Source organism: Pseudomonas brassicacearum (assembly GCF_003732265.1).
GTDB classification, from domain to species: domain Bacteria; phylum Pseudomonadota; class Gammaproteobacteria; order Pseudomonadales; family Pseudomonadaceae; genus Aquipseudomonas; species Aquipseudomonas brassicacearum_D.
Genome location: NZ_MOBK01000006.1, coordinates 1300342 through 1324476, shown reverse-complemented (window position 1 = coordinate 1324476; position 24135 = coordinate 1300342). Strand labels below are relative to the sequence as shown.

General features: G+C 60.5%; 21 protein-coding genes. 16 read left to right on the top strand and 5 right to left on the bottom strand.

Going from position 1 to position 24135, the window contains the following annotated elements; translation table 11 throughout:
• Positions 1–2: 2 nt before the first annotated feature.
• From BK660_RS19155 to BK660_RS19085, 15 genes are all read left to right on the top strand, one after another.
• Complete coding sequence (locus tag BK660_RS19155; RefSeq protein WP_123434572.1) at positions 3–1595, top strand: GumC family protein; 1593 nt, start codon at positions 3–5, stop codon at positions 1593–1595.
• Positions 1592–2686, top strand: coding sequence for a glycosyltransferase family 4 protein (locus BK660_RS19150; protein ID WP_123434639.1), 1095 nt, complete (start codon positions 1592–1594; stop codon positions 2684–2686). The genes BK660_RS19155 and BK660_RS19150 overlap by 4 nt, the downstream gene beginning before the upstream one ends.
• The gene (locus BK660_RS19145) at positions 2683–4050 is read left to right on the top strand and encodes an O-antigen ligase family protein (RefSeq protein WP_123434571.1); all 1368 of its coding nucleotides are present in this window, start codon (positions 2683–2685) and stop codon (positions 4048–4050) included. The genes BK660_RS19150 and BK660_RS19145 overlap by 4 nt, the downstream gene beginning before the upstream one ends.
• Entirely contained in the window at positions 4047–5015 is a 969-nt protein-coding gene (locus BK660_RS19140) for a glycosyltransferase family 2 protein (RefSeq protein WP_123434570.1), read from the top strand. The genes BK660_RS19145 and BK660_RS19140 overlap by 4 nt, the downstream gene beginning before the upstream one ends.
• Positions 5008–6144, top strand: a complete 1137-nt coding sequence (locus BK660_RS19135; RefSeq protein WP_123434569.1) for a glycosyltransferase — start codon at positions 5008–5010, stop codon at positions 6142–6144. The genes BK660_RS19140 and BK660_RS19135 overlap by 8 nt, the downstream gene beginning before the upstream one ends.
• A gap of 12 nt (positions 6145–6156) precedes the next feature.
• On the top strand, positions 6157–7158 hold the full coding sequence (locus tag BK660_RS19130; RefSeq protein ID WP_123434568.1) for a polysaccharide deacetylase family protein: 1002 nt from the start codon (positions 6157–6159) through the stop codon (positions 7156–7158).
• The gene (locus tag BK660_RS19125) at positions 7155–8459 is read left to right on the top strand and encodes a lipopolysaccharide biosynthesis protein (protein ID WP_123434567.1); all 1305 of its coding nucleotides are present in this window, start codon (positions 7155–7157) and stop codon (positions 8457–8459) included. Before BK660_RS19130 ends, BK660_RS19125 begins: the two co-directional genes overlap by 4 nt.
• Positions 8456–10375 carry a hypothetical protein gene (locus BK660_RS19120; protein WP_123434566.1) on the top strand — a complete coding sequence of 640 codons (1920 nt, stop codon included), beginning with the start codon at positions 8456–8458 and terminating at the stop codon, positions 10373–10375. The genes BK660_RS19125 and BK660_RS19120 overlap by 4 nt, the downstream gene beginning before the upstream one ends.
• An 82-nt stretch (positions 10376–10457) precedes the next feature.
• Positions 10458–11144: an N-acetyltransferase gene (locus tag BK660_RS19115; protein WP_123434565.1), complete on the top strand. Its 687-nt coding sequence runs from the start codon at positions 10458–10460 to the stop codon at positions 11142–11144.
• A 4-nt stretch (positions 11145–11148) separates the two neighbouring features.
• A complete protein-coding gene (locus tag BK660_RS19110) occupies positions 11149–12363 on the top strand; it encodes a GNAT family N-acetyltransferase (protein WP_123434564.1) in 1215 nt (404 codons plus the stop codon).
• Positions 12335–13129: a ChbG/HpnK family deacetylase gene (locus BK660_RS19105; RefSeq protein WP_123434563.1), complete on the top strand. Its 795-nt coding sequence runs from the start codon at positions 12335–12337 to the stop codon at positions 13127–13129. Before BK660_RS19110 ends, BK660_RS19105 begins: the two co-directional genes overlap by 29 nt.
• Positions 13130–13270: 141 nt before the next feature.
• Positions 13271–13963, top strand: coding sequence for a GNAT family N-acetyltransferase (locus BK660_RS19100; RefSeq protein WP_123434562.1), 693 nt, complete (start codon positions 13271–13273; stop codon positions 13961–13963).
• A gap of 271 nt (positions 13964–14234) precedes the next feature.
• Positions 14235–15077 carry a glutathione-dependent disulfide-bond oxidoreductase gene (gene yghU / locus BK660_RS19095; protein ID WP_123434561.1) on the top strand — a complete coding sequence of 281 codons (843 nt, stop codon included), beginning with the start codon at positions 14235–14237 and terminating at the stop codon, positions 15075–15077.
• Positions 15078–15316: 239 nt separating this feature from the next.
• Positions 15317–15610, top strand: coding sequence for a type II toxin-antitoxin system RelE/ParE family toxin (locus BK660_RS19090; RefSeq protein WP_123434560.1), 294 nt, complete (start codon positions 15317–15319; stop codon positions 15608–15610).
• Positions 15611–15612: 2 nt separating this feature from the next.
• On the top strand, positions 15613–15921 hold the full coding sequence (locus BK660_RS19085) for an addiction module antidote protein (RefSeq protein WP_123434559.1): 309 nt from the start codon (positions 15613–15615) through the stop codon (positions 15919–15921).
• Between the two features lie 13 nt (positions 15922–15934).
• Here the strand turns inward: BK660_RS19085 and BK660_RS19080 are convergent, their stop codons facing one another.
• Entirely contained in the window at positions 15935–16744 is an 810-nt protein-coding gene (locus tag BK660_RS19080; RefSeq protein ID WP_123434558.1) for a class I SAM-dependent methyltransferase, read from the bottom strand.
• Between the two features lie 167 nt (positions 16745–16911).
• Between BK660_RS19080 and BK660_RS19075 the strand changes: the two genes are divergently transcribed.
• Positions 16912–17298 carry a hypothetical protein gene (locus tag BK660_RS19075; RefSeq protein WP_123434557.1) on the top strand — a complete coding sequence of 129 codons (387 nt, stop codon included), beginning with the start codon at positions 16912–16914 and terminating at the stop codon, positions 17296–17298.
• A 3-nt stretch (positions 17299–17301) separates the two neighbouring features.
• Here BK660_RS19075 and BK660_RS19070 read toward each other — a convergent pair whose 3' ends face one another.
• From BK660_RS19070 to BK660_RS19055, 4 genes are all read right to left on the bottom strand, one after another.
• Positions 17302–18732 (bottom strand): sigma-54-dependent transcriptional regulator, encoded by a 1431-nt coding sequence (locus BK660_RS19070; RefSeq protein WP_123434556.1) that lies wholly within the window; start codon positions 18730–18732, stop codon positions 17302–17304.
• Positions 18701–20194 (bottom strand): sensor histidine kinase, encoded by a 1494-nt coding sequence (locus BK660_RS19065; RefSeq protein WP_123434555.1) that lies wholly within the window; start codon positions 20192–20194, stop codon positions 18701–18703. The genes BK660_RS19070 and BK660_RS19065 overlap by 32 nt, the downstream gene beginning before the upstream one ends.
• A gap of 102 nt (positions 20195–20296) precedes the next feature.
• A complete protein-coding gene (locus BK660_RS19060) occupies positions 20297–21307 on the bottom strand; it encodes an SCO family protein (RefSeq protein ID WP_123434554.1) in 1011 nt (336 codons plus the stop codon).
• Positions 21308–21327: 20 nt separating this feature from the next.
• Positions 21328–24135, bottom strand: a complete 2808-nt coding sequence (locus tag BK660_RS19055; RefSeq protein ID WP_123434553.1) for a multicopper oxidase domain-containing protein — start codon at positions 24133–24135, stop codon at positions 21328–21330.

Below are 24135 nucleotides of genomic sequence, written 5' to 3'. Positions count from 1 at the left end.
ACATGAATCCAAAGGAAAACTACCTGCATGAGTTCTTCAGGATCTTCTTCGCCAACAAGCAGTTGGTGAAGCGGGTATTCCTGGTCTTTGCAGTGATCGCCCTGGTCTTGCCGCTGATGCTCAAACAGAGCTTCGACATCACCGCGCAAGTCATCGTGCAGTCGAAAAAACTCTCCCAGGGTGACGCCACCACGTCACTGACCGTGGACAACGCCACCTTCATTCCGCCATCGCTGGCCGACATGGAAACCGAGAGCAATATCCTGCGCTCCCCGGCCCTGATCCGGCAGACCATCAGCGAGTTGCGCGACAAGGGCGAGTACACTCCTGCCCCCGGCGTGTTCAACACACTGGTGCTGCAACCGATCAAACGCTTCATCACCTCGCCGCTGCGTGAGTACGTGATCAACCCGGTGAAAACCGCGTTGGGCATGGAAACCGATCCGGTGCGCGACACCACGCTGGATACGTTGACCCAGGAAGCCATCGACAAGCTGAAGATTGAAACCCTGCCAGGCTCCAACGTGATCTCGATCATCTATAGCTTCGGTGATCCGCATCAAGGCACGCAGTTTGTCGCGGCCTTGCTGCAAAACTACCTGGCCAGCCGTCAGGAACTGCAATCGATCGACCTGCCACAAACCTTCTACGAAACCAAGAAGCACCAGTATCAGGTGCGCCTTGATGGCCTGGAAGGCACCCGGCTGGCGTTGCTCGAAGGCGTCGGTTCGTCCGATCCGAAGGAAGAAATCACCTTCCGCCTCAACGCGATCAACACCGAGGAGCAAGCGCTCAACCTGTATCAGGACCGCCGCCTGCAAAGCCAACGCTGGCTCGACTACCTGAAAACCAGCCTGGCCGCCGCCAGCAATAACAAGCTCAACGACTACACCTTCCCCTACACCTTCACCACCACCGTGGACAACGTCGCGTTTGAAGATCGTGAGATCAAACAGATGGGTGAGGCCCTGACCAATCAGGTCAGCCGCTACATGAACGACCTGGCCATCTTCCAGCCGAGCAGCGAACCGATGTTGCTGACCCGCGAGCAGATCACTCGCACCCGTCAGCAGTTTTTGAAAGTGGTGAGCAACCGGATTCAGGAACGCACCAACGACCTGGCAATTGTCAGCTCGGTGATCGACCAGAAGACCGCGCGCATTGCCGAGTTCAAGAACCGCATCCACCAGTTGCAGGAAACCCAGAGCAAACTGCGGCAGATGGACACCGAGATCGATGCCTTGCACGCAGCGTTCTCGACCTACGCCCAGCGCTTTGCCGAAAGCAGCACCGCCCGTTCGCTGGACAACGACCTGTCCAACGCCCGTGTCCTGAGCCCACCGTACGAACCGACCGAAGCGGCGTTTCCCAAGCCGTTCCTGATCATCCCGTTCGGCTTGTTCACCGGTCTGCTGCTGGCGATTGCCCTGGTCTACGTGCGTGAGTTCTTCGATCACCGCTTCAAGGCGCCTGCGCAAATCACCCACGAACTGGGCTTGCCGGTGCTGTTGGTGATCAACGATCAAAACGTCGAGCCGATCAATCCGCACAAGAACTGGTCCGTGCCAAGCCTCGTGCATTGGGTGCGCAATTGAACGCGCCGCTCAACCCTGCCACCGCCCTGCCGATCATTCATTTGCTCAGCAGCGGTGGGTTCTATGGGGCTGAGCGGATGCTGCTCGACCATTGTCTGGCGACGCCGGGGCAGCACCAGGTGCTGTTTCTCGATGCGCCGCCAGAACTGATCGCACGCTTTCGTGAGGCCGGGGTGGATTGCCGTGGCTGCGCGGGGCTGGGGGAATTGCTCGCGCATTTGCGTCAACGCCGGGCAGAACAGCCGCTGATCAACACGCATAATTTCAAGGGCCTGTTGTTTGGCTGGGTCGGCGCGACGTTGTTGCGCTTGCCGCTGGTGATTACCCAGCACGGGTTCACCCCGCGCAGTCGCAAGCAGAAGTTTTACACCTGGCTGAGCCTGCAACTGTGCCGCACGGCTTCGGTGAATCGCGTGGTCTGCGTCGCCGAAAGCATCGCCACGCTGTGCCGTCAGGCCAGTGTGCGGGCGGAAAAACTGCAGGTGATTCCCAATGGTTTGCCCGCCGCTGCCACGCTGCTGTCACCCAACGTTGATCGTCAGCGTTGGCTGGCCGGTTACGTCGGGCGCCTGAGCAGTGAAAAAGGTCCGGACCTGTTTCTCGATGCGCTGATCCCGTTGTGCCAGCAACACCCGCAACTGGACGCCGTGATGCTCGGCGACGGCCCGGAACGGGAAATGCTGCTGGCACGGATCAACGCCGCCGGTTTGCAAACCCGCATCACCTTGCCGGGTTATCAGACCGACATGGGGCGGTGGTGGCGCCAACTCGATGCGCTGGTGATCAGCTCGCGCACCGAAGGCACGCCGATGATTCTGCTCGAAGCGATGCAGGCCGGGGTGCCGGTGGTGGCGTTCGGCGTCGGCGGCATTCCCGATGTAATGCAAGACCGGCACAACGGATTGCTGGCAACCCCCGCCGACAGCGCCGCCCTCGCCCGCCAGATCGACACCTTGCTGACGGAACCGGCACTGGCTGCGCAATTGATCGACAACGCAAAACGTACCCAACTGGATCGCTACGACCTCAAGGCCCTGGCCGAACGCTGGTCGCAGCTTTATATCCGTACTGCACGGGAGGCACGCGCGTGATCTTTCCGCTCTCGATCGTCAGTCTGCTCGGCCTGGTCTGCCTCGGTTTGCTGGCCAGCCCTTATCCTTTTCTGGCGCCGGGGGCGGTGCTGGGCCTGGTCGGTGTCGCGGTGCTGTACCGCAAACCCACCTGGGGTCTGCTCGGCATCGCGGCGCTGGTGCCGTTCGAAGGGTTCTTCAAGGACAGTTCGCTGTCGGGCACCAAATTCATCGGCGCGTCGCTGGCGGTGATCCTGATGCTGCAACTGGCCCTGCGGCAGATTCCGTCCGAACGCCTGCGCAGCAATACCTGGCGCTACCTGATCTGGTTTCTGGTGCTGTACATGCTCAGCCTGCTCAATACCGATGACCTGGGCATGTCGTTGGGGCATCTGCGCGAGTTGAGTGTCGGCCTGATCCTGTTTGTCATTACCCTGCTGATTGGCCGCGAATTGAACCTGGACCTGTTCGCCAAACTGGTCACCGCCAGCGTCACCATGACCTGCGTGCTGGCGATGTTCTCCAGCAAATATCAGGACCAGGGGCGCGCCGCCGGGTTGCTTGAAGACCCGAACGCCTTCGCCATGCTGATCGCCTTCGCTGTGCCGCTCGGCCTGTGGCTGGTGATCCGTAGCCCGAACCTGTTGCATCGTCTGGTCTGGGGCGGTTGCTGCCTGCTGTTGCTCGGCGGCATGACCAAGACCGAATCGCGCTCAGGTCTGGTGGTGTTGTTTCTAAGCCTGATCATCGGCGCCTGGCACTACCGCGCCGAGTTGACGCGTATCCGCCCGCGGCACCTGGGGTTTGCCATGCTCGGCGCAGTGATCGTGATTCCACTGGCGATTTATGCGATGCCCGCCGGTTACGTCGCCCGCATCCAGTCCCTGAGTATCTTGAGCGCGGGGGCCAAGAGTCAGGACGAATCCCTCGGTCGCCGCGCCTCGTACATCGTGGTCGGCAGCGCGATGATCCGCGAGAACCCGCTGCTCGGCTCCGGCCCCGGCACCTTCCCGCTGCACTACGCCACCACCGGTTACGCCAAGGCGTTTTCGGCCAACCGCAAAATCGGCGACCTGTACCGTCGCGCCCACAACACCTACCTGGAAATTTTCAGTGAACTGGGGATTCCCGCCGGCCTGCTGTTCGTCGGCATGCTCGGCCTCGGCCTGTACAACCTGATCCGCGCCCGACGCATCTGGATGCAGCGAGCCAACCGCGAGCAAGCGGACTTGATGACGCACCTGGCGATGAGCTTTCTGTCGTTGACCCTGTTCCTGATGTTCCTCAGTGCGCCGAATCAGAAGTACGTCTGGATCATGCTCGCCCTGACCAGCGTACTGCGTTTGAAAGCCGAAGAAAGCCCGCCACGGGAGGCCAAGGCATGAGCCGAATCAGCATTGTGATTCCGATGTACAACGAAGCGCGCCACATCGCCCGCACCTTGCTCGCAGCGCAAAAAGCCGCCCACGCGGCCGGCCTCGATTGCGAGCTGATCGTGGTCGACAACGGCTCGCAGGATGAAGGCCCACAGATTGCCCGGCAGTTCGGTGCGCAGGTGCTGATGCAGCCAGGAATTCTGATCGGCGCCCTGCGCAATCGTGGAGTCGCCATCGCCACCGGTGAATGGCTGGCGTTCATCGACGCCGACGTCGAAATGCCCGAAGACTGGCTGACCAAACTGGTCGCTCTGGAAAGCAAGGGGCAGGCCGATGTGTTCGGCCTGGACTTGCACACCCCGGCCGAAGCCCCGTGGTACGCCACGGCCTGGCAACGTCGCACATTGCGCCCTGCGACGCAGAGCCTGCGCAAGGTGGATTGGCTGCCCAGCTCCAACCTGTTGATGCGTCGCAGCTGGTTCGACAAGGTCGATGGCTTCAGCGAAAGCCTGCGCACCGGCGAGGACAAGGATTTCACCCTGCGCTTGCACGAGGCCGGCGCGCGGATCCTCGCGGTCAATGAATGCGTGGCCCTGCATTGGGGTTACGAAATGAACTGGCGCGAATGGATGGGCAAGGAAATGTGGCGCCAGAGCAGCCACGTGCAATTGCTCCGCACCCATGGCGCGAGCCTGCGGCTGCTGCGTTTTCCGTTGCTGTCGCTGGGGGCCTGGTTTCTCGATTTGCTGGCGATCTCTGCCTTGTGCGACGGCTTTCCGCATCACGCGGCGGTCATGTTGGCCATCACCACGATGCCGGCGCTGATCTTGAGCGTGCGCCAGAGCCGCAAACACCGCGACATCGGCCTGACCCTGCAACTCTGGGGCCTGCACTGGGTGCGTCTGCACCTGGCCGGGGCCGCGCTCGTTCTCAGCCTGTGTCATTGGAATGCCAGGAGGCCCGCCCGTGGCTGAATTCATTTTCTGGTTGTGCCTGCTGCTCCCGGTTTACGCCTACCTCGGTTATCCCTTGTTGCTGACGCTGCTGTCGCCAATGTTCGCGGCGCGGCGTCATGGCGCGCCGGAGCCAATGAACGTGAGCGTAGTGATTGCCGCGCATAACGAAGCGCGGCACATCGAACACAAGTTGCGCACCCTGCTCGCCCAGGATTACGCGCCTGCCTCGCTGCAGATCATTCTGGCCAGCGACGGCTCGACCGATGACACCGTGGCCTGCGCACGCAAAGTGATTGACCCGCGCATCACCGTGCTCGACCTGCCGCGCCAGGGCAAAGCCGCGACCCTGAATGCCGGCGTGGCGCTGAGCACCGGCGACATTCTGGTGTTCACCGATGCCGACAACCAATGGTCGCGCGACACCCTCGGCCATTTGCTCGCACCGCTGAGTGATCCGCAGGTCGGCGCCTGTGCCGGGCACATGGTGATCCCGGTGACCGGCGGTGGCTTGAGCGTCGGCGACAGCCTGTATCGGCATTACGAAGGCTGGCTGCGCCGGGTCGAGAATCGCACCGGTTGCATGGTCTCCGCCGACGGCGCGTTGCTGGCCTTGCGTCGCGAGCTGTTCCAGAACGTGCCGGCGGAGGTCAACGACGACTTCTTCATCAGTACCTGCGCGCCGGTCGCGTTCAAACGCATCGTCTATGTGCCCGAAGCACAGGTGATCGACCAGGGCGTCGATGAAGCCGACAAGCAGTTCCGTCGCCGCCAGCGCGTCACGGTCGGCGGCCTGCAAAGCCTGGCGCAGCGCAGCGAGCTGCTCAATCCGCTCAAGCATGGCCTGTATTCGATTGCCTTGATCAGCCACAAGCTGATCCGGCGTCTGGCGCCGATCCTGTTGTTGCCGTTGCTGCTGAGCAATTTCTGGTTGTGGGACGACCATGGTTTTTATCGCCTGAGCCTGATCGCGCAGCTGATCGGTTATGCCATCGCCATCGCCGGCCTGCTGGATTCGCAACACCGTTTGCCCAAGCCCTTTCGCCTCGCCGCGTTCCTGCTGGTGACGCTGGCCGGCATGAGCATCGGCTTGTGGCAGTTCCTGCGCGGCCAGCGCTACGCCCAGTGGAACCCCGAACAGAATCGTTGAAAGGATTGAGCCATGGCGATCAAACAACTCTTAAAGCGCACCAGTGGTTGGCTCTACCTCAATTCGCCGGTCGGGCGCAGTCAGCTGCAAGGCGCCGGAGTGATCCTGATGCTGCACCGGGTGCTGGCCGACGATCAGGCCGCCGCCCTGCCCCACCGCAATGAATTGTGCGTCGGACCCAAGGCGTTCGAGCACTTGCTGGTGTGGCTGAAAAAACACTTCGACTGCGTGCCGTTGATGGAGATTCTGCACCCGGGGAAAATCCGCTCGGACCGGCCGAAAATCACCCTGACCTTCGACGACGGCTGGCGTGACAACGCGGTGAATGCCTACCCGCTGCTGCAAAAATACCAGGTGCCGGCGAGCATTTTTCTCTCCACCGATTTCATCGGCAGCCGTCAGCGGTTCTGGTGGGAAAGCATCGGTGAAACCTTGTGGGGCAGCCACGGCGAACCCGCCCGCGTCCGCTTGATCGAGTCGCTGCAACAGGCCGGTCGCCCCTTGCCGGTGCCGTTTTCGGAGCTGGATGAGGAGCGCCGTAGTCTGGCCTTGCTGCATTTTCTGCAAAGCCTGAAAAGCCTGAGCCCGATGGCACTGAACCAACTGACCGATGCCTGCCCGGACGAGTCGTTGCCCCAGGCGCTGGACTGGCATCAGGTGCGCTCGCTGGAATCCTCCGGGCTGGTGCGTTTCGGCCCGCACGGCGCCAGTCACGCAATCCTTACCGGCCTCGACGATCAACGCTTGCATGAAGAACTGAGCCGCAGCCGCGATGCCCTGCACCACGGTTGCAACCGGCCGTTGCCGGTCTATTGCTACCCCAATGGCGACAACGATGCGCGAGTGCGCGATCAGGTCGCCTTGCATGACTTCCCGTACGCATTGGGCACCAGCACCGGGATTTATCGCGGCAGTGAAGACCCATTGAACTTGCCGCGTTTCGGCGTCAGCCAACGCGTGGCACGCAATCCACAACTGCTGTCATGGCGTTTGTATCGCGGAGCCCGCGCATGAGCCGTAGCCATTACCTCAAGCACCTGGCCCTGAGCATGGGCACCAAATTGGCGATGATTGCGCTGCGCTTGCTGCGCAATGTGTTGCTGGCGCGGATTCTCGGCCCGAGTGAGCGCGGTTTGTTTGCCCTGCTCAGCACCCTGCCCGACCTGATCAGCGCCGCCACCAGCGGCGGGCTGAACTCGGCGGTCGGTTATCAAGCGGCCAAGCAACGGCCGATGGGTTTGTTGCTGAGTCAGGTGTTGGTGTTCGGCTGTCTGCTGGCAGCGATGTTGACCTTGCTGGTGGTGGCGCTGGTGCGCGAATTCGGCAGCGAACTCGACATCACCACGCAACTGGGTCTGCTCGCCTGGCTGCTGTTGCTGGCGGTGCCGTTGACTGTACTCAAAAGCGGGTTGCTGACCCTGCACAACGCTTCGGGCGGCGTGGTCGCGTTCAATGCCTTGCGCCTGGTGGAATCCCTCGCGCCGCTGTTGCTGTTCCTCGCGCTGTTCTGGATGTGGAAAGAGTCGGCCCTCGAAGCGGCGTTGATCAGCTGGCTGGCGGGGATCAGCCTGGTGGTGCTGGCGGGTTGGGTCTGGCTCAAACGTGATCAGCCGCTGAAGTTGCAATGGGACCGCGCCAGCCAGAACGAACTGCTGCGCTACAGCGCTCGCAGCCATCCGGACCTGTTGTTCCAGCAAGTGATTCTGCGTTCCGATTACCTGTTCATCGGCGCCCTGCTCGGCAGCACCGCGCTCGGTCATTACGCCATGGCCAGCGCCGCCGCCGAGTTGCTGCTGATCGTGCCGGAAGCGGTGACCACGCCGCTGATGAAACGCCTTCTGCAACAGGAAGAAGGCATCGACAAGGTCACGCCGCTGGCACTGCGCCTGACCGCGACGGTGATGCTCGGCGCCTGCCTGACCATGGCGGTGATCGGTGAATGGCTGATCGTCACGCTGTTCGGCGAGGCGTATCAACCGGCGTATCCGGCGCTGCTGGCATTGCTGCCGGGCCTGCTCGGCCTGTGCTACGCGAGCATCCTGCGCCTGGACCTGCTGGGCAAGAACCGCCCCGGCACCATCTCACTGCTGATGGGCCTCGGTGCCTTGCTCAACCTGGCGCTGAACCTGGTCATGATCCCGGCGTACGGCATCGTCGGCGCGGCGGCCGCGTCGTCCATCGCTTATCTGGCGGTGACCCTTGCACTGCTGGTGATGTACTGCCGCTTGAGCGGTGTGCCGGTCTGGCAAACCCTGATCATCCTGCCCAGCGACGTGGCACCAATGCTGCTGATGCTGCAAAGGAAGTCGGCATGAGGTATTTCGCCCTGCTGGTGAGCCTGGGGCTTTCGCTCGACGTCTACGCCGGGCCGATGCGCTGGGCGGACATTCGCGACGGCAGCTTGTACCTGCAAGCGGATCGCCCCGACACGCTGACGGTGCGCTGGACTCCGGCGTGGCAGGCGGATGCCAACGAAGAACAGCTGTACCTGCTCGACGGCAAAGGCAAGCTTCAGGCTGAACGCAAGATTGCCGCCAGTGAATTGAGCGGCACCCAGAGCTGGCCGTTGGCGCCGAATGCGGCCAGCTATCAACTGGAGATTCCGGGTTACAGCTTTCGCCGCTACAAGGTTGAACACGACGACAGCACGGTGGCGTTGTTCGCTCCGGCCAAGGTGCATTTCAGCGCTGAAACCCATGACGGCGACGAGTTGTTTTTCAAGGTCGCGCCGGGTGAACACGCAGTGCTGGCCGGCAAGTTCCATGGCGGCGTCAATGCCCTGCAAGCGCAGCGGGTCGGCGACGGCAAACAGGTGTCGGTGGCGCTGAAACCGTATCGGGCCTATTGGCAGTTCGATCAGGTCGAGTTACCGGTCACCTCAAGCGAACAAGTGTGGCGCCTGCGCCTGCAAGGCAGCGGCAAAGTCGCGTTCTGGCTCGATGGCGCCGCCAACCTGTTCGCGCAGGATCCGCAGCAGCTCAAGCCGTTGCGCGAAGACGCGGGTGATGTGCGCCTGACCCTGGGCAAAGACGTGCTCGGCCCGACGCCGAACCTGGGCATCGCCCTGCCCTACGTGATGCCGCCGCCCTCCAGTTATGCGGTGCTCGACGCCCTCAAACCGCAAGCGGGCGCCTATTACACCTTTGTCGACGTCACGGCGAAAAAGCCGCAGTACGAAGATGCGTTCCGCCAGGTGTATCAGGACCGCTTCGGTATTTATCAAGACATCACGCTATTGGCCGGCAGCGAGCGCCAGGCCGATTTGCGCGCCGACACCATGAGCAATTCCGGCCTCGATGCCTGGCTCGCCTCGACCCGCGCCCTCGGTGGCAAGGGCACGCACTACATCGGTTTCGCTGACGAACCGAATCTCAATTATTCGAGCTACGCCCAGTACCAAAGTATTTTCAACAGCATGGCCCGGCAAGTGCGCAGCAATCCGGCCAATGCCAAGGCCGGTGTGCGCATTGCCATGCCGGCCAGTTCACGGCTGGTCAATGGCCCGTTCGCCGACAACGCGGCAGACAAGCGCGGCATCGATTGGGCCCGGCGTTTGCTGGCGGAATCGGGCGACAACGTCGATGCGTTGGCCTGGCACGAATGGATGATTCGCGACCTGCTGGCGACCCGGGTCTACCGTGACAGCGTGCGCCGAGCCGCCGACCTGGTCGGCCTCGACGGCAAGGGCCGGCCACGCAAGGCCCTGTTGCTGGACCAGACCAACATGTCCAGTGGTTCCAGCCTGAGCCCTTACGATCAAGACACCCATTTCGCCTCGCTATGGTGGGCGTCTGTGGTCATCAACTCGTCCCAGGACGGTTTGCTGGAGATGCTCAACTGGTTCCAGGCCGCCGATGAACCGAACTACCCCAAGGGCATGTTGAAAGTCCTGGGTGACGATCACTTCGAATTGAAACCGGTGGGTTTTGCCCAGCAGTTCATTCAGCAGCACTGGCTCGCCAACGTGGTGCGCGTGGAAAACGACGCCTTCGAAGTCGACGTGCTGGCGATGGCCGACGATGCGCAACGCAGCCTGTTGGGGGTCAACAAAGGCAAGCGTTTGCAGCATGTGAGCCTGGCAGGCACCGCCTGCCCATTGCTCAAGGGTTCATTGCGTTACTTCGGCGCGGACAACCGCAGCCGCGACGCACCTTTCAACTGCCAGAACGGGCGCGTCAGCTTCGACTTGCCAGGGGAAACCCTGTTCGCTCTGGGCTGGAACGCCTCATGAATACCCTGAATTGCTTTGCCGCGCCGGCCTTGCCGCGCGATGCATCACTCCCACCACGGCCAACGCCGTCAGGAGACATGACATGAGTGTTTTGCACAAACTCAGTGAACAGATCAAACAGAAAGGCCTGAGCGCCACGTTGAAAAAAGTCTGGAAGCATTACGTGTTCTTCCACGAAGAACTGTTGTGGATGGAGCGCGACCTTGTCAGCCCGGTGCCGCCACACAAATTGCGGCCGTACCCGCCACTGCGCGTGGAAACCATCACCGCGCAAAACGCCGTGGCCTTCACCCGCCACTTCGGTGACCGCGTAGAGACCATGGCCGAACTGGCCCGCGAGGGCTACACCGGGCACATGCACCTGGACGATAAAGGCGATGCGGTGGCGTTTATCTGGGGCGCGTCGCGCAACTATCACGACAAGCATTACTACGGCTGCTGGTTCCCGGTGAAGGAAGGTGAGTTCTTCGAATTCGGCGGCGAACTGACCCGCGCGTATTGGGGCACCACGCTCTCGGTGGACGTGCAACTGCAGCTGTGGAAAGCCATGCTGGCCCAGGGCTGCAACAAGGTGGTGGATGTCTGCGAGTTCCACAACATTCCGGCCCTCAAGCTGCACATGCGCATGGGGTATCAGGAGCAAGGGCGGATCATGAACGTGTACAGCCTGCTCGGCTGGCGCTTCTTCCGCGAAACCCGTTACACAGGCTCGCGTCTGGATGCCTTGCGCAAACCGGCCCGTGAACCTGTCCCAGCCTCGGCGACCTGATCTTATGGCGGCACGATTGGAATGGCGCACGTCACTGTGCGCCGCTGACTTCCCGGCAGCGGCTTACGAAGCGCTGCGTCTGCGGGTGACGGACCACACGCCGTTCAACACGCTGGCCTGGATGGCCGCGTCTGAACAGGCATTGACCGCAGGGCAGCGCCTGCACGTGCTGCTGGGCTGGGAAGGCAATGAGTTGCAGTTGTGCCTGCCGCTGGTGGCGTCCGTCGAGCGGTTCGCCGGGCTGCCGTTTCGGGTGCTGCATCACTTGGGCTATCCCCTCGCCGACCGCCTCGCCTTACTCACCAGCATGGACGCCGAGGACACGCGCAAGGCTTTGGTCGAGATCCGTCGACGGCTGCCCCATGCCTTGCTGCAACTCAATGAGCTGTCGGAACCGATCGACGAAGAAAGTGCGCTGACGCAATGGATGGCCCACAGTTCGACCGGTGAGCGTCGACTCAGCTGCCGGGTGCCGGTACACCTGATCAGCGAGGCCGACCGTCAGGAAGTGTCCGGCGACCCACGCTACAAACTGCGGCGTGCGCGTAAACGCATCGCCGCGTGTGGCGCCCAGGTTCGACGGATCACCCCGGATGCCTCGACCATGGGTCCGTTGCTGCAGGCCATCAGCGAAGTCGAAGCGGTGAGCTGGAAAGGTGACGAAGGCGTCGGGATTTTCTCTGACGAGCGTCATCGGCAATGGATGGACCGCGCCTTCACCGCCCTCGCCGAACAAGGGTTGGTGCGGGTGGTGGTGCTGGAACTGGACGGCCGTTGCATCAGCTACCGTCTCGGGTTGCTGGAGCAGGGTCGGCTGTACGATTACAACCTCGCGTTCCTGCCGCAATACGCCGATCTGGGCAGTGGCCGGGTGCTGCTTGAAGAATGGATTCGCTGGGGGCTGGACGAGAACTGGCGCTGGATCGATGCCTCGCGGGTCAGCCTGGAAAACTCCAGCCATCAACTGCACGAACGCATGACCGGACAGCTTGAACACTGGCGCTGGAGTTTCTATTCCTGGCGCCCCAGCGGTCTGGCATTGGGCCTGGCATTGCGCTTCTGGCAGCGGCTCAAGCCTTTGTGGCAACAGTGGAAAGCCCGGCGTGCGGCAGCAGCGGTAAAACCCGCTCCGGTTGCCGCGCCAGTCGCCAAAGCCGTCGAGCCGGCAAAAACCATCATGGAGAGCGAACATGCCTCGCCAAGTCATAGTCAACGCTGACGATTTCGGCCTCAGTGCCTGCGAAAACGCGGTGATCCTCGGGGCCTTTCAGGCCGGGGTCATCAGTTCCGCCACGGCCATGGCCAACATGCCGGCCTTCGAAGCGGCGTGTGTCATGGCACGGCACCCGATGCTCGAAGGGCGGATCGGGCTGCACTTCAACCTCACCTACGGTCGGCCCCTGAGCCAGTCGATTCTGGATCGCAGGACGTTCTGCGACAGCGCCGGCGTGTTCGACCTCAACCTGCCCCGCCACCGTCTCTGGCTCAGTCGCCGGGATCGTGCGGCGGTGCTCGAAGAACTCGAAGCGCAATGGCAGCGCTGCCTGGATAACGGCGTACGCCCCAGCCATCTGGACTCCCATCAGCACGTACATAACATCTGGCCCATTGGTGAAATCGTCGCCCGCTTCGCCGCCCGCCAAGGGGTGCCGGTACGGCTGGCGCGCAACCTGGGGCAAAACCTGAGCCTGCCCAAGCGCGTATTCAAGGAGCTGCTCAATCGGCGTTTAAGCAATCTGGCCGGTGCCACCGCTGACTATGTGTGCACCCCGGTTGATCTGCGCAATGCCGCGCCACCGCTGGATGGGTTGCTGGAGATTGTCGCGCACCCCAATCAGCTCGGTGCCGATTTTGGCGATGCTTATCTGGATCAGGGCGAGTCGTTGAGCGCCCTGCTTGAACAGCGTTTACCGGGGGTGGAGCGAGTCGCCTACACCGTGGTGGGCAAGTCGTTCAGCGAGCGCGCGGAAGCGGTGCTGGAATGAAAAACCATACGGGTTTTTGACGCCTGAAATTGTGTCTGAACTGTTACTCACACTGAAACAAAAAGTTGGAAATGGCGACTCTGCGCTATGCCCACACTACTTTCATCCACGCAAGACCATTCCTTCGTCAAGGAGGGCTTCATGAACGCACTCGAAAAGCTTCGCGAACGCATCAAACAAAAAGGTCTGAGCCGCACGTTCAATACGCTGTGGAAGCGCTACGTGTTTTTCCATTGGGAACTGTTGTGGATGGAACGCGACCTGGTCAGTCCGGTACCGCCGCACAAACTGCGTCCCTACTCGGGCTTGCGCAAGGTGATCATCACCCCGGAAAACGCCACGGCATTTGCCAAGCATTTTGGTGACCGCGTCGGCACCATGGCCGAACTCGCTGCCGAAGGTCACACCGGGCACATGTATCTGGACGACGAAGGCCATGCCTGTGCGTTCATCTGGGGCAGTACCCGCGACTATCACGACCGTCACTATTACGGCTGCTGGTTCCCGGTCAAACCCGGTGAGTTCTTTGAATTCGGTGGCGAAATGACCCGTGCCTACTTTGGCACCAGCCTGTCGGTGGATGTCCAGGTCGCCCTGTGGGAAGCGATGCAGGCACAAGGCTGCGACAAGGTGGTGGACGTCTGCGAAACCCACAACATCCCGGCCCTGAAACTGCACATTCGCATGGGGTATCAAGAACAGGGGCGCGTGACTCACGTCTATGGCCTGTTCGGCCGCTGGCGTTTCTTCCGCCAATCGACCTATACCGGCTCGCGCCTGGACCCGTTGCGCAAACCGGGGCGGCCAGTGGTGACGAGTGCGGCGCAGGCTTGATGTTCGCTTGAGCATTGCGGTGTCAGTGACACCGCTTTCGCGAGCAAGCCCGCTCCCACATTTGAACATCGTCGAACACAAGTCATGTGTTCATTGAAGAACTAATGTGGGAGCGGGCTTGCTCGCGAAGACGGTGGCACATTCAGCATCGAAGTAACTGAAAGATTACTCCCACAGGGGAACCTCCAGGCCAGACATCAGTGACATATGTACGACCTTCTGCCATGGTTCACAGCATTGTCCATGCAAGCCAATGATGGGGGTCCGTCTCATGAGCAAAGCGTCCTACATTCCGCCCAAGGTCTGGAAAAACAACGCCCCGTCTGGCGGCGAGTTCGCCAGCATCAACCGGCCAACCGCCGGACCGACCCATGACAAGACATTACCGGTCGGCAAACATCCGTTGCAGCTTTACTCCCTGGCCACACCCAATGGCGTGAAGGTGACCATCCTGCTGGAGGAGCTGTTGGCGCTGGGGCATACCGGCGCGGAATACGACGCCTGGCTGATCCGCATCAACGACGGTGACCAGTTCTCCAGCGGCTTTGTCGAGATCAACCCGAACTCGAAGATCCCGGCATTGCTGGACCACAGCGCGAAGCCGCCGATCCGCGTTTTCGAGTCCGGATCGATCCTGCTGTATCTGGCGGAAAAATTTGGCGCGTTCCTGCCCACCGATGTGGCAGGACGCACCGAAACCTTGAACTGGCTGTTCTGGCAAATGGGCGCGGCACCCTACCTGGGCGGCGGTTTCGGGCATTTCTATGCCTATGCGCCGGAGAAGCTCGAGTACCCGATCAACCGCTTCACGATGGAGACCAAGCGTCAGCTGGATGTCCTCGATCGCCGCCTGGCCGAAAGCCCCTACCTGGCGGGCGATCACTACACCATCGCCGATATTGCGGTCTGGCCCTGGTACGGCCAATTGGTGCGGGACAAGGTGTACTCGGCTGCCGAATTTCTGTCTGCACACGAATACACCCACGTGCAACGCTGGGCGGAGGAAATCGCCAAGCGCCCTGCGGTCCTGCGTGGGCAACGCGTCAACCGGACGTGGGGCGACGAGGAGAGCCAGGTGCCCGAACGGCATGAGGCTGGTGATTTGAACCGCTGAAAAACCGCGCTCTCAGTTTTGATGGCTGACAGATAAACCGTGGCGCGGCCATCGCGAGCAGGCTAGCTCCCACAGAGATCTACGCCGGACACAAAACCTGTGTTTCATGAAGATCAACAATGTGGGAGCAAGCTTGCTCGCAATTGGAGTCATGTTGCCTACATACCTCTCGGAAAAAACACTTGTAGGCAAAGAACTGCCTGACTGTTCTTTTGTATCCATATGGATACATTTGAACAATGAATTATCTTATTCAACAAACTATGATCTTCCTGGCATGGCATGCCTCAATTCGCGATCTGCGGGCAAAATTAGCTATCGCTCGTCGCATTGATCGTGCGTCTGTAGGCAATTTGGGCGATATCAAATCCGTGGGTGATGGGGTTTCCGAAATGCGCGTGGACGTTGGTGCCGGCTATCGGGTCTACTTCACTATGCGAAATAACGTCGTCATTGTGTTGTTGGCTGGAGGTGATAAATCCTCGCAATCCGCTGACATCCGGCGGGCGAAAAAATTGGCGAAGGAGGTTTAAAAATGAGCCAGACTTTGACTACTTTCGATATGGCGACGTTGCTGGACAGCGATGAAGCTATCAGTGAGTACCTTTCCCAAGTACTTGCCGACGGCGACAACGAGGAGTTTCTTCGTGCTATCGGCTATGTGGTAAAAGCACGTGGAATGACACAAATAGCCAAGGACTCAGGTATGGGGCGCGAAAGCCTGTACAAGGCCTTCTCTCCGGGTGCGAAACCTCGTTTTGATACGGTCCTGAAAGTAATTCATGCCCTTGGAATTGATCTCTGCGCGCAGCCGGGTCATTCGGTAAATCACTCGGCTCAATGAGAGCCGCTTCTGGCTAAAGTGCTTGTTTCACCACCAACGAAAAACACATCGGCAACTGCGCCACCTGCCGCTCATACCGGTCATACAGCTCCTCCCGATTTGAATGCGGGTATTCCTTGAAGTGGGTTATCTGCAACCCTGCATCGAGGGCGCCGTTGAAGATGTCCCCCAGGGTGTGAACGAACCAGTAGGACGCTGCGGCCTGCTGTTCGACCTTGCCTTCATAAACAATCGGCTGATTCTGCACAAACGGTTCGCGGCGAAAATACGAACTGTCCGGGCGATACGGATCAGCCGATTCAGGGTCGAACATCTCCAGGAACGGATGGGTTTCGTACACCACCAGCGCCCCGCCCGGCTTGAGGGTTTGCGCGACATGCCGCATGAACTCGCCGATGTCCGGCATCCAGTTCAAGACGCCGATGGTGATCAGGGCCACGTCGAAACGCTGATGCAACGAGGTCGGTAAATGATGGATATCGGCTTCGATAAATTCGGGCTGATGGGGTGAGCGCGACGCCAACTCCCGCGCCTGATCGAGAAACGCTGCCGACTGATCGACCCCCACCACGCTACGGGCACCCAGCGCATACAGCGAGAGACTTTCACGGCCGTTGTTGCAGCCCAGTTGCACCACGTCCCTGCCATCGACGCCCACCTGCTCCAGCACGCCGGTCAGTGTCGCATCCAGGCAGGAGAAATCCCTCTGGCCCACGGCACTCACCATCTCGTGCCATTCACGGGTGTCTTTGTGGTGTCGGGCAGAGTCGTTCCACGCCTCGCGGTTGCTGGCGATGGCTTGTTCTTGTGTCGGCAGTTCCATTGCACGCTCCAGATTCGGGTCTTGATTGACCGGCCCAAGTCTAGATCGGCGCGCTGAAAAAACCTGTTGGAATCTTGTAAACCGGGCATGGCGAACGCGTCCCCGTACGGCAGCTATAGTTAATGACCTTGGGGAATTGCGCGAAAACCGAATGCACAGGTGTTGCCATGAAAAAAACCGATCTGATGCTGCTATTCACTGTCTGTCTGGTTGTTGCAAGCGCCGGCCACGCAGGCGAGTCCCTGCCGCTGACCACCGAATACAGCAGTGACTTCAACTATTACGGGGCCGACCAGCCCTTCGCCCACCCCGCTCCACCCTCCGCGATCCTGATACCGCCAGGTTCATATACCTCGACCTCGCCAGGGGAGTTCATACCGAGTTCAAGCCAGCACGTGTTCCACGATTCACTCTTGCCGACAATCGCCAGTGCCCGAGTTCAGGTGTTCATTCGCACGTACGATGCCGACCTCAACGTGTACATGAACGAGGAAGTCCTGAACCCGAGTTGCACACTCGAATGCCTCAGTCAACAGGGCCCAAGGTTGGAATAAGGTTCACCACTGGCGTTTATCCGGACGTGCCAGGCCGAGTTTTTCGATCCGGTAACGCAACATGTCGCGGCTCAGGCCCAACAGCCGGGCGGACTTGGTGACGTTCCAGTCGGTCTTGTCGAGCATCTTGCGCACCATGTCGCGTTCGACTTCCGGCAGGTTCATCGACTCGGTGCCGCTGTAGACCGGACGCGGTTCATGGTGTTGCGGCTCATGCTGATACATCGGCGGGTCGTCCACCAGGCTCAGGCAGACGTTCAACTGGTGCGCGGCGATGGTATCGCTCTGGGCCAGCAGCACGGTTTGCTCGAGCATGTTGCGCAGCTCGCGCACGTTGCCCGGCCAGCTGTAGCTGAGCAGCAGTTCTTCAGCCTGATCGCTGAAATGCAGGTTCGGCTTGCCATAGCGTTTGCCGTGGATCGCCAGGAAATGCCGGGCCAGCAGCAGGATGTCTTCGCCACGGGAATACAGGCGCGGCACCTTGATGGAAATGATCCGCAGACGGAAGAACAGGTCACGGCGGAACTTGCCCTGCTGGACCATTTGTTCGAGGTTGCAGTTGGTGGCGCTGATTACCCGCAGATCGACCTTGCGCTCCTTCACCGCACCGACCCGGCGAATGGTCCGGTCTTCCAGCAGCTTGAGCAGTTTGGCTTGCAGCAACAGGTCCATTTCACCGACTTCATCGAGAAACAGCGTGCCGCCATCGGCCGCTTCCACCAGGCCGGTCCGGCGGTCCTTGGCGTCGGTAAAGGCGCCCTTCTCGTGGCCGAACAGTTCGGACTCCACGAGGTTGGACGGGATCGATGCGCAGTTGAATTCAATGAATGGGCCTTTGCTGCGCGGGCCGTCGAAGTGCAGTGCCCGCGCCACCAGTTCTTTACCGGTGCCGGTCTCGCCTTCTACCAGCACCGGCGGCAGGTCGGCATTGGCCATGCGACGTTCGGCATCGAGCAATTGGGCGATGGTGCTCTTCAGGTAGTTCATCGGCGCCGACTCGCCGATCAGTGCCTGCACGCCGGACTTCTGCGCCTCACGTTCCTGATAGAACGACAACGTGCGCTCCATGCGATCCGTGGCCAGCGCCTTGTCGAGCAGCAGCTTGAGCTCGGGCAGGGCCACCGGTTTGGTGACGTAGTGAAAAGCGCCCTCTTTCATCGCCACCACGGCATCTTCGACATTACCGTAGCCGGTCATCATGATCACTTTCAGATCCGGCGCGCTGATGCGCAGCTTCTGGATCAGGTCGTGACCACTCATGCCCGGCAACGAATTGTCGGTCAACACCACGTCCGGGGCGAATGTACTCAATTGCTCCAGTGCATCTTCAGCAGAGTGGCAGACCGTCACCTCGAAGTCTTTGCGCTCCAGGTAGGTCTGAATATTCTCGGCGAGGATTTCGTCATCCTCGACCAGCAATATGCTGTGCTCCATATTCCCCTCCCGTTGCCACTTTAAAATTGAGACAGACGCGGGTTCCTTCCTGCTCCTGGCTGGTCAGCTCGACCGAGCCTTCGAAACGCTCCATTATTCGTTTGACCAGGGCCAGGCCTACGCCCAACCCGCCTTGTTTGGTGGTGAAAAACGGCTTGAAGACCATCTGTTGCTGCTGCTTGGTCATACCTTTGCCGGTGTCACTGAGGGTCATGCGCACATGGCCGGGCTGTGGCTGCTCGATGTCGACGGTCAAATGGCCGCCCTTGGGCATGGCTTCGAGGGCGTTGGCAAACAGGCTATTGAGTATTTGCGTGAGCAGCACCTGTTGGCTGACGACCGGTGGGCAGGTTTGAGGCTTGAAATGCACCTGCACGTTCGAACGTTTGATCAGCGCATCGAACGCACTCAAGGTGTCATCGATGGCCAGCACCAGGTCGACCGTTTCGTAGTCGTCATTCATGGGCCGCAACGACACCAGCAACTCCCGAACCCAGCGCGACATGCGATCAACCTGGTTGATGATGTCGCCGATGTTCTTCTGCGCACTCTGGCTGGCGATTTCCTGGGCCAGTTCGGCGCTGGAGCGAATGTTCGCCAGCGGGTTGCGCAAACTGTGCGCCACCGCCGATGACATTTCCCCCAGCGCAACAAAAGTCTCATTGGTAATCAGTTGCTGTTGCTGGCTCTGCAGCAACATCGCCGCCCGGCGCACAATCCAGAACAACCCGAGGTAAATGACCAGGCCGCCAAGCACTGTCGCCATCCAGATTGCCTTGAAACCACGCTGGATGCGTTCCACCAGGTCCACCGGTTCCTTGTAGATCTCGACCATGGCGATCACTTTGCTTTTGTCGGCATTGAACATCGGGATGTAGTTCTCGACGAACAGATACTTGGGCTCGCGCAACAGCATCTGTTCGGGACGTTCCTCATCGATCTGGTGATAGCTGGTAGAGACGGTTTCCTTCATTTCAAAGGACTCGTCCAGTTCTTCATCGCCTTCGACGCGCATACCGATCATTTGTGGATTAGTCGACCAGACCACCGTGCGATCCAGGGCGTACACCACCGCCAGCAGTGTGTCGGGCAAGTGTTCGACATGATCCAGAAATTCTATGCGGGCCGCGGCACGGGCGCCTGGATCGACGTCGGAATAGGCGTTGTCATCGCGCGGATCGAGCATTTCGCCCATGGTTCTTGTCAGGGTGATGCCTGCGTGGCGAATTTCTGCATCACCGATGGCCTGGATGAATTGCGCGGTCAGCATGGAGTCGCGTTCGATGCTCTCATCGACGACAAAACGCGTGGACACATAACCCAAACCCGACGCCACGGCGGCAATGATCAGAAAGCTGCCCAGCGAAAACCAGCGCAGCAGATTGAACTGTCCCAACCGGTTCTGGCCCTCTGCTGCCGGTGTGGCCGGCGCAGGTATTTTTTGTTGTTCTACTGTCGGCATAAGGGTGTCCTGAATACGCGTATCAAGCCTGTTCAGCCGTGTCACGGATCAGTGTAGGCGGCATTGAACGTGCCTGGATGACCCAATGATAGTATTTCGCCTCTATTGCGCCTGCGCCGCTTGCAAAGGCTGCTGGCGCTCGGTTTCTTCCTGCAAAAAATCCACAATCGATTGCGCGGATTTCTCATCCAGGCGCAGGTTGGGCATCGGGATTTTGTCGAAGCGTTCAAACAGCTCCACGGCAATCGGATCTTTCTCCTTGAGCATGCTGTCCGGTTCGCGAATCCAGCGGTTGAGCCAGGCCGGGTCGCGTTGGCGGGTCACGCCGATCAGGTCCGGGCCGATGCTGCGCATGCCCAGGCCCTGCCCGTCCATCGGGCCCAGGCTGTGACAGGACGCGCAGCGGGTGCGAAACAATTCTTCGCCGTTGCTCGGTGGGCGAATCTCCGGGGCGTTGGCATAGCTTTCTGCGACGCTTTCTTTTTTCCAGTTCTGCAAGGTGTTGGCCAATTGATCGGCCAGGATCCATGGGTTTTCGAACGGTGAAGCTTTCATCCAGCGACCGGTGCCCTGGTTGCCGACAATCAGGCTCAGGTTGTGGTCCTTGCTGCGTCCGTTGTCGACGCCCTCGATAAACAGCCCGAGTTTTTTTCGCAGCTCAGTGACGTCGGCAAACTCCCCGGTGAGGAATTTCCAGCCCGGCCCGACCTTGAACCGTTGCGCATAGGCCTTGAGCACTTCAGGTGTGTCGCTCAAGGGATCGATGCTGATGGAGTAGAAAAAGATGTCCTGGCCGACCCGGTCGCCGAGCAGCTTTTGCACCTGGCGCAGGCGCGCGGTTTCCAGTGGGCAGGAGTCGCTGCACGAGGTGAAGATGAAGTTGATCACCACCACCTTGTCCTTGATCAGGTCATCGAAAAAATGCACCTGCTGACCGTCCTGGTCGGTCAGCAGGGTGTTGGGGAAATAGTCGCCGCCCCAGGGTGTAGCCGATTCCGTCGGCGACAACACACCCTCATGGGCCAGCAGTACCTGACTGGCCAGCAGACAGGTGACCAGTACCAGAATCAGGTGCATGCCCAGGGCGCGGGAGCGCGGCGTGTGCACGTTCATGTCGGCTCCCTCGCGGCGTTTCATGGTTTGACCACCACTTTAGGGCCGAAGCCGTCGCCAGTGCGGAAGGTTGGCAGCGCGGCAGAGTTGACGTAGCGCACACCATCCCAGCTTGGCAGCGGTGTTGGCATCAACTGGAATTGCCCGGGTTTCTCAATGTCCCAACGCAGCAGCATCGAGTTGTCTTCGTGCTGGGTGTTGTGACAGTGCTCCATGTAGGTCCCGGCAAACTCGCGGAAGTTGATTGCCATCTCGACGTTGTCCAGACCATCTTTTTCCGAGCCGATGCGGTACACGTCCTTACGTGCCCATTTTTCCCATTCCGGTGGCGCCTTGCCGCCGCGACTGAGGATGATCCCCTCCTCGAAATGCACATGCACCGGGTGACTCCAGCCTGTGCCACCGGCCTTGATGTTCCAGACCTCCAGGGTGCCGAAACCCGCGGCACCGGCATCGGTCGGGCCGTTGGCCAAGTGGGTCGACGTATTCAAACGACGTGGGTCCATGTGGAAGCCGAAGCCGCCATCGGTCTTGACCGTCCACGGTGCTTCATCGGTGCCGTCGGAACGGCCGAAGGTGAAGGTGCGGTGACGAGCCTGGGCCAGCAGTGCCTTGTCGGCAGCATTGTCGCGATGGATCTTCAGCGGGATCATCACCAGGCCTTCAGCTTTGCCCGGTTTGGCCGGTTCGTACGCTGCAGGGTCCATGGCCAGGTCCTGACCGGTGTAGGCCTTGACGTTGAGTTGCAACACCTTGCCCACCGCCGGGTCGCCCTTGTCCCACATCGGCCCTTTGCTGGTCTGCTTGATCACCGCTTTGTAGTTTTCGGAGAGCACGTCGGCCAGGGCGACAGGCTCTTTCGGGCCTTTGCCATCGTCGTGGACCAGCAGGTTGACGAAGAAAATCTTGTCCCCCGGCTTGATGCCGTTTTTCGCGAAGTTGACGATGATGTCGAAGCGCTCGGCAATGCCTTGCGTTGGGAGAATTGCGTTGTGATTCTGTTTATCACCGTCGGCGTCGAGGTCCATCGAGCCGTCGAACGGCACGCTGTGTTCCATGATGTTGCCGTCGTTGGCAATCATGTGGAACGGCACGCGGGCATAGGACACGCCGGACCCTTTAGGCCCCTGGAACTCGCCACTGGTGCCCTTGATTTCCCGCACCAGCGCCAGTTTGTAGTAACGCGACACCGAGCCGTTGAGCATGCGGAACCGATAGCTGCGGGCACGCACATCCAGGGTCGGTTTCCACTGCCAGTTGACCAGCACCTGGTCACCGAGGAAGCCGTCGGTGTTGAAGGGGTTGAACCACAGCTGACCGTTCTGATCCCAGGCCTTGTCGGCGAACACCAGGTTGACGTCGTAGTCGCGGTTACCCCACGGCAAGGCGCTACCGCTTGGGAAGCGCAGGTTGACGCCGTCGTTCACCGATTCGTTGCCACGGTCCAGGGCGCTGTAGTAGTTCATCATCGCCGCGTTGCCCTTGTAGACGTTTTGCGCGGTGAAATCGAGCATGTGGTCGTGGAACCAGTGGGTGCTCATGGTTTCGCGCCAGTCGCCACGAATCTTGATCGTGCCGTTCTCGCAGGTCTTGCGGCTGGGGCTGACGTCATTGGTCCACAGGGTTTCGCCCGGCGAGCAAGGGAATGCCGCACGGGGATCATGCGCGTCGGTGTTGATCGTGTCGTAACCGGCCAGCTGGATCGGCCAGCGATAGTCGTAATACTGGCCGGGGAAGAAAAACGCGTTGGCATAGCCATCGCTTTCGGCCGGGGCGTGACCGTTGTGTTCGTGGGTACTGATGGTGTGCAAGCCAAAGCCCATGTTGGCAGCGGGGTCGATCGGCAAGCCGTTGTAGTGACGCATCAGCACCGGTTGGCCATAACGCACCATGAGCAATTTAGGCGGCAGGGTGCCGTCGAAGGTCCAGACCGAGTTGTGGTTCTGCACCGGCATGTTCGGGTGGAAACGCGGATCGACGCCCTTGGAGGTGCCATCGGTCGCCGCTACACCGGCGACGTTGTGGTACAGGCCACCGGGGCCGAATTCGCCCACGGCGTAGTGGTGCATCTGCAGGCTGTCACGCCAACCGCTGTTGAGCCTCGCCCCGGTTTGCACGGTTTTGTAGGCCATTTGCGGGTAGAACTCGTTCCAGCGCTGATGCGACCAGCCCTTTCCTGGCGGACGACCTTCAGCCGACGAGCCGATATGGCGGTTGAGGAACACCTCGATCTGCGCCTGCCACGGGTTGCGGTCGACCACGTTGGAGTACTGGCTGGGGAACGGTGTCAGCCCCGGTTGACGCATGAAGGCATCGAGTGCCGCGCTCGGTGGTGCACTGCGGGCAGCATTGGTCGGGTCTTGTTGTGGCAACGGGCCGACCGCTGCCGGCGGGAAACCCAACGGTGCTGCCGGTGTGGTGGGGTCGAGTTTTTCCGGACCGAACTCTTCGAACAGCACCAGTTGCTGAGTGAATGGCTGGGCGCCGAACAACGGGCTCGGCTTGCCATTGGTGGGGTAGTTGAAACTGGTCTGCACCGCCGGCGGCAGGGCATTTTCCTGCCGCGTGGTCAGGCGGGTTCCTTTGACGCCATCGGGCAAATCGAAGGAATCCTGGTTGGCCTCCGGCATGGTCAAAATGGCGTTCAACGCCGTGGCTTCGTCAGCCGGTTCGTCGTAGTAGGCCGAGGGATCGGACGGTTCTGGCTGTCGCTCGTCATCAATCGGGCTGGCACGCAGATTCGCTGTGCCCAGCGTCATCGTCAGAAGGACGCCCAGAGGCGTCAACAGGCCAAGCCACTTGAAGGGATAACGCGCTTTTATGTCCAT

Coding starts and splice junctions, on each gene's coding strand:
- BK660_RS19155 (WP_123434572.1), top strand. CDS start 3: ATGAATCCAAAGGAAAACTACCTGCATGAGTTCTTCAGGATCTTCTTC.
- BK660_RS19140 (WP_123434570.1), top strand. CDS start 4,047: ATGAGCCGAATCAGCATTGTGATTCCGATGTACAACGAAGCGCGCCAC.
- BK660_RS19130 (WP_123434568.1), top strand. CDS start 6,157: ATGGCGATCAAACAACTCTTAAAGCGCACCAGTGGTTGGCTCTACCTC.
- BK660_RS19125 (WP_123434567.1), top strand. CDS start 7,155: ATGAGCCGTAGCCATTACCTCAAGCACCTGGCCCTGAGCATGGGCACC.
- BK660_RS19120 (WP_123434566.1), top strand. CDS start 8,456: ATGAGGTATTTCGCCCTGCTGGTGAGCCTGGGGCTTTCGCTCGACGTC.
- BK660_RS19115 (WP_123434565.1), top strand. CDS start 10,458: ATGAGTGTTTTGCACAAACTCAGTGAACAGATCAAACAGAAAGGCCTG.
- BK660_RS19110 (WP_123434564.1), top strand. CDS start 11,149: ATGGCGGCACGATTGGAATGGCGCACGTCACTGTGCGCCGCTGACTTC.
- BK660_RS19105 (WP_123434563.1), top strand. CDS start 12,335: ATGCCTCGCCAAGTCATAGTCAACGCTGACGATTTCGGCCTCAGTGCC.
- BK660_RS19100 (WP_123434562.1), top strand. CDS start 13,271: ATGAACGCACTCGAAAAGCTTCGCGAACGCATCAAACAAAAAGGTCTG.
- yghU (WP_123434561.1), top strand. CDS start 14,235: ATGAGCAAAGCGTCCTACATTCCGCCCAAGGTCTGGAAAAACAACGCC.
- BK660_RS19090 (WP_123434560.1), top strand. CDS start 15,317: ATGAATTATCTTATTCAACAAACTATGATCTTCCTGGCATGGCATGCC.
- BK660_RS19085 (WP_123434559.1), top strand. CDS start 15,613: ATGAGCCAGACTTTGACTACTTTCGATATGGCGACGTTGCTGGACAGC.
- BK660_RS19080 (WP_123434558.1), bottom strand. CDS start 16,744: ATGGAACTGCCGACACAAGAACAAGCCATCGCCAGCAACCGCGAGGCG.
- BK660_RS19075 (WP_123434557.1), top strand. CDS start 16,912: ATGAAAAAAACCGATCTGATGCTGCTATTCACTGTCTGTCTGGTTGTT.
- BK660_RS19070 (WP_123434556.1), bottom strand. CDS start 18,732: ATGGAGCACAGCATATTGCTGGTCGAGGATGACGAAATCCTCGCCGAG.
- BK660_RS19065 (WP_123434555.1), bottom strand. CDS start 20,194: ATGCCGACAGTAGAACAACAAAAAATACCTGCGCCGGCCACACCGGCA.
- BK660_RS19060 (WP_123434554.1), bottom strand. CDS start 21,307: ATGAACGTGCACACGCCGCGCTCCCGCGCCCTGGGCATGCACCTGATT.
- BK660_RS19055 (WP_123434553.1), bottom strand. CDS start 24,135: ATGGACATAAAAGCGCGTTATCCCTTCAAGTGGCTTGGCCTGTTGACG.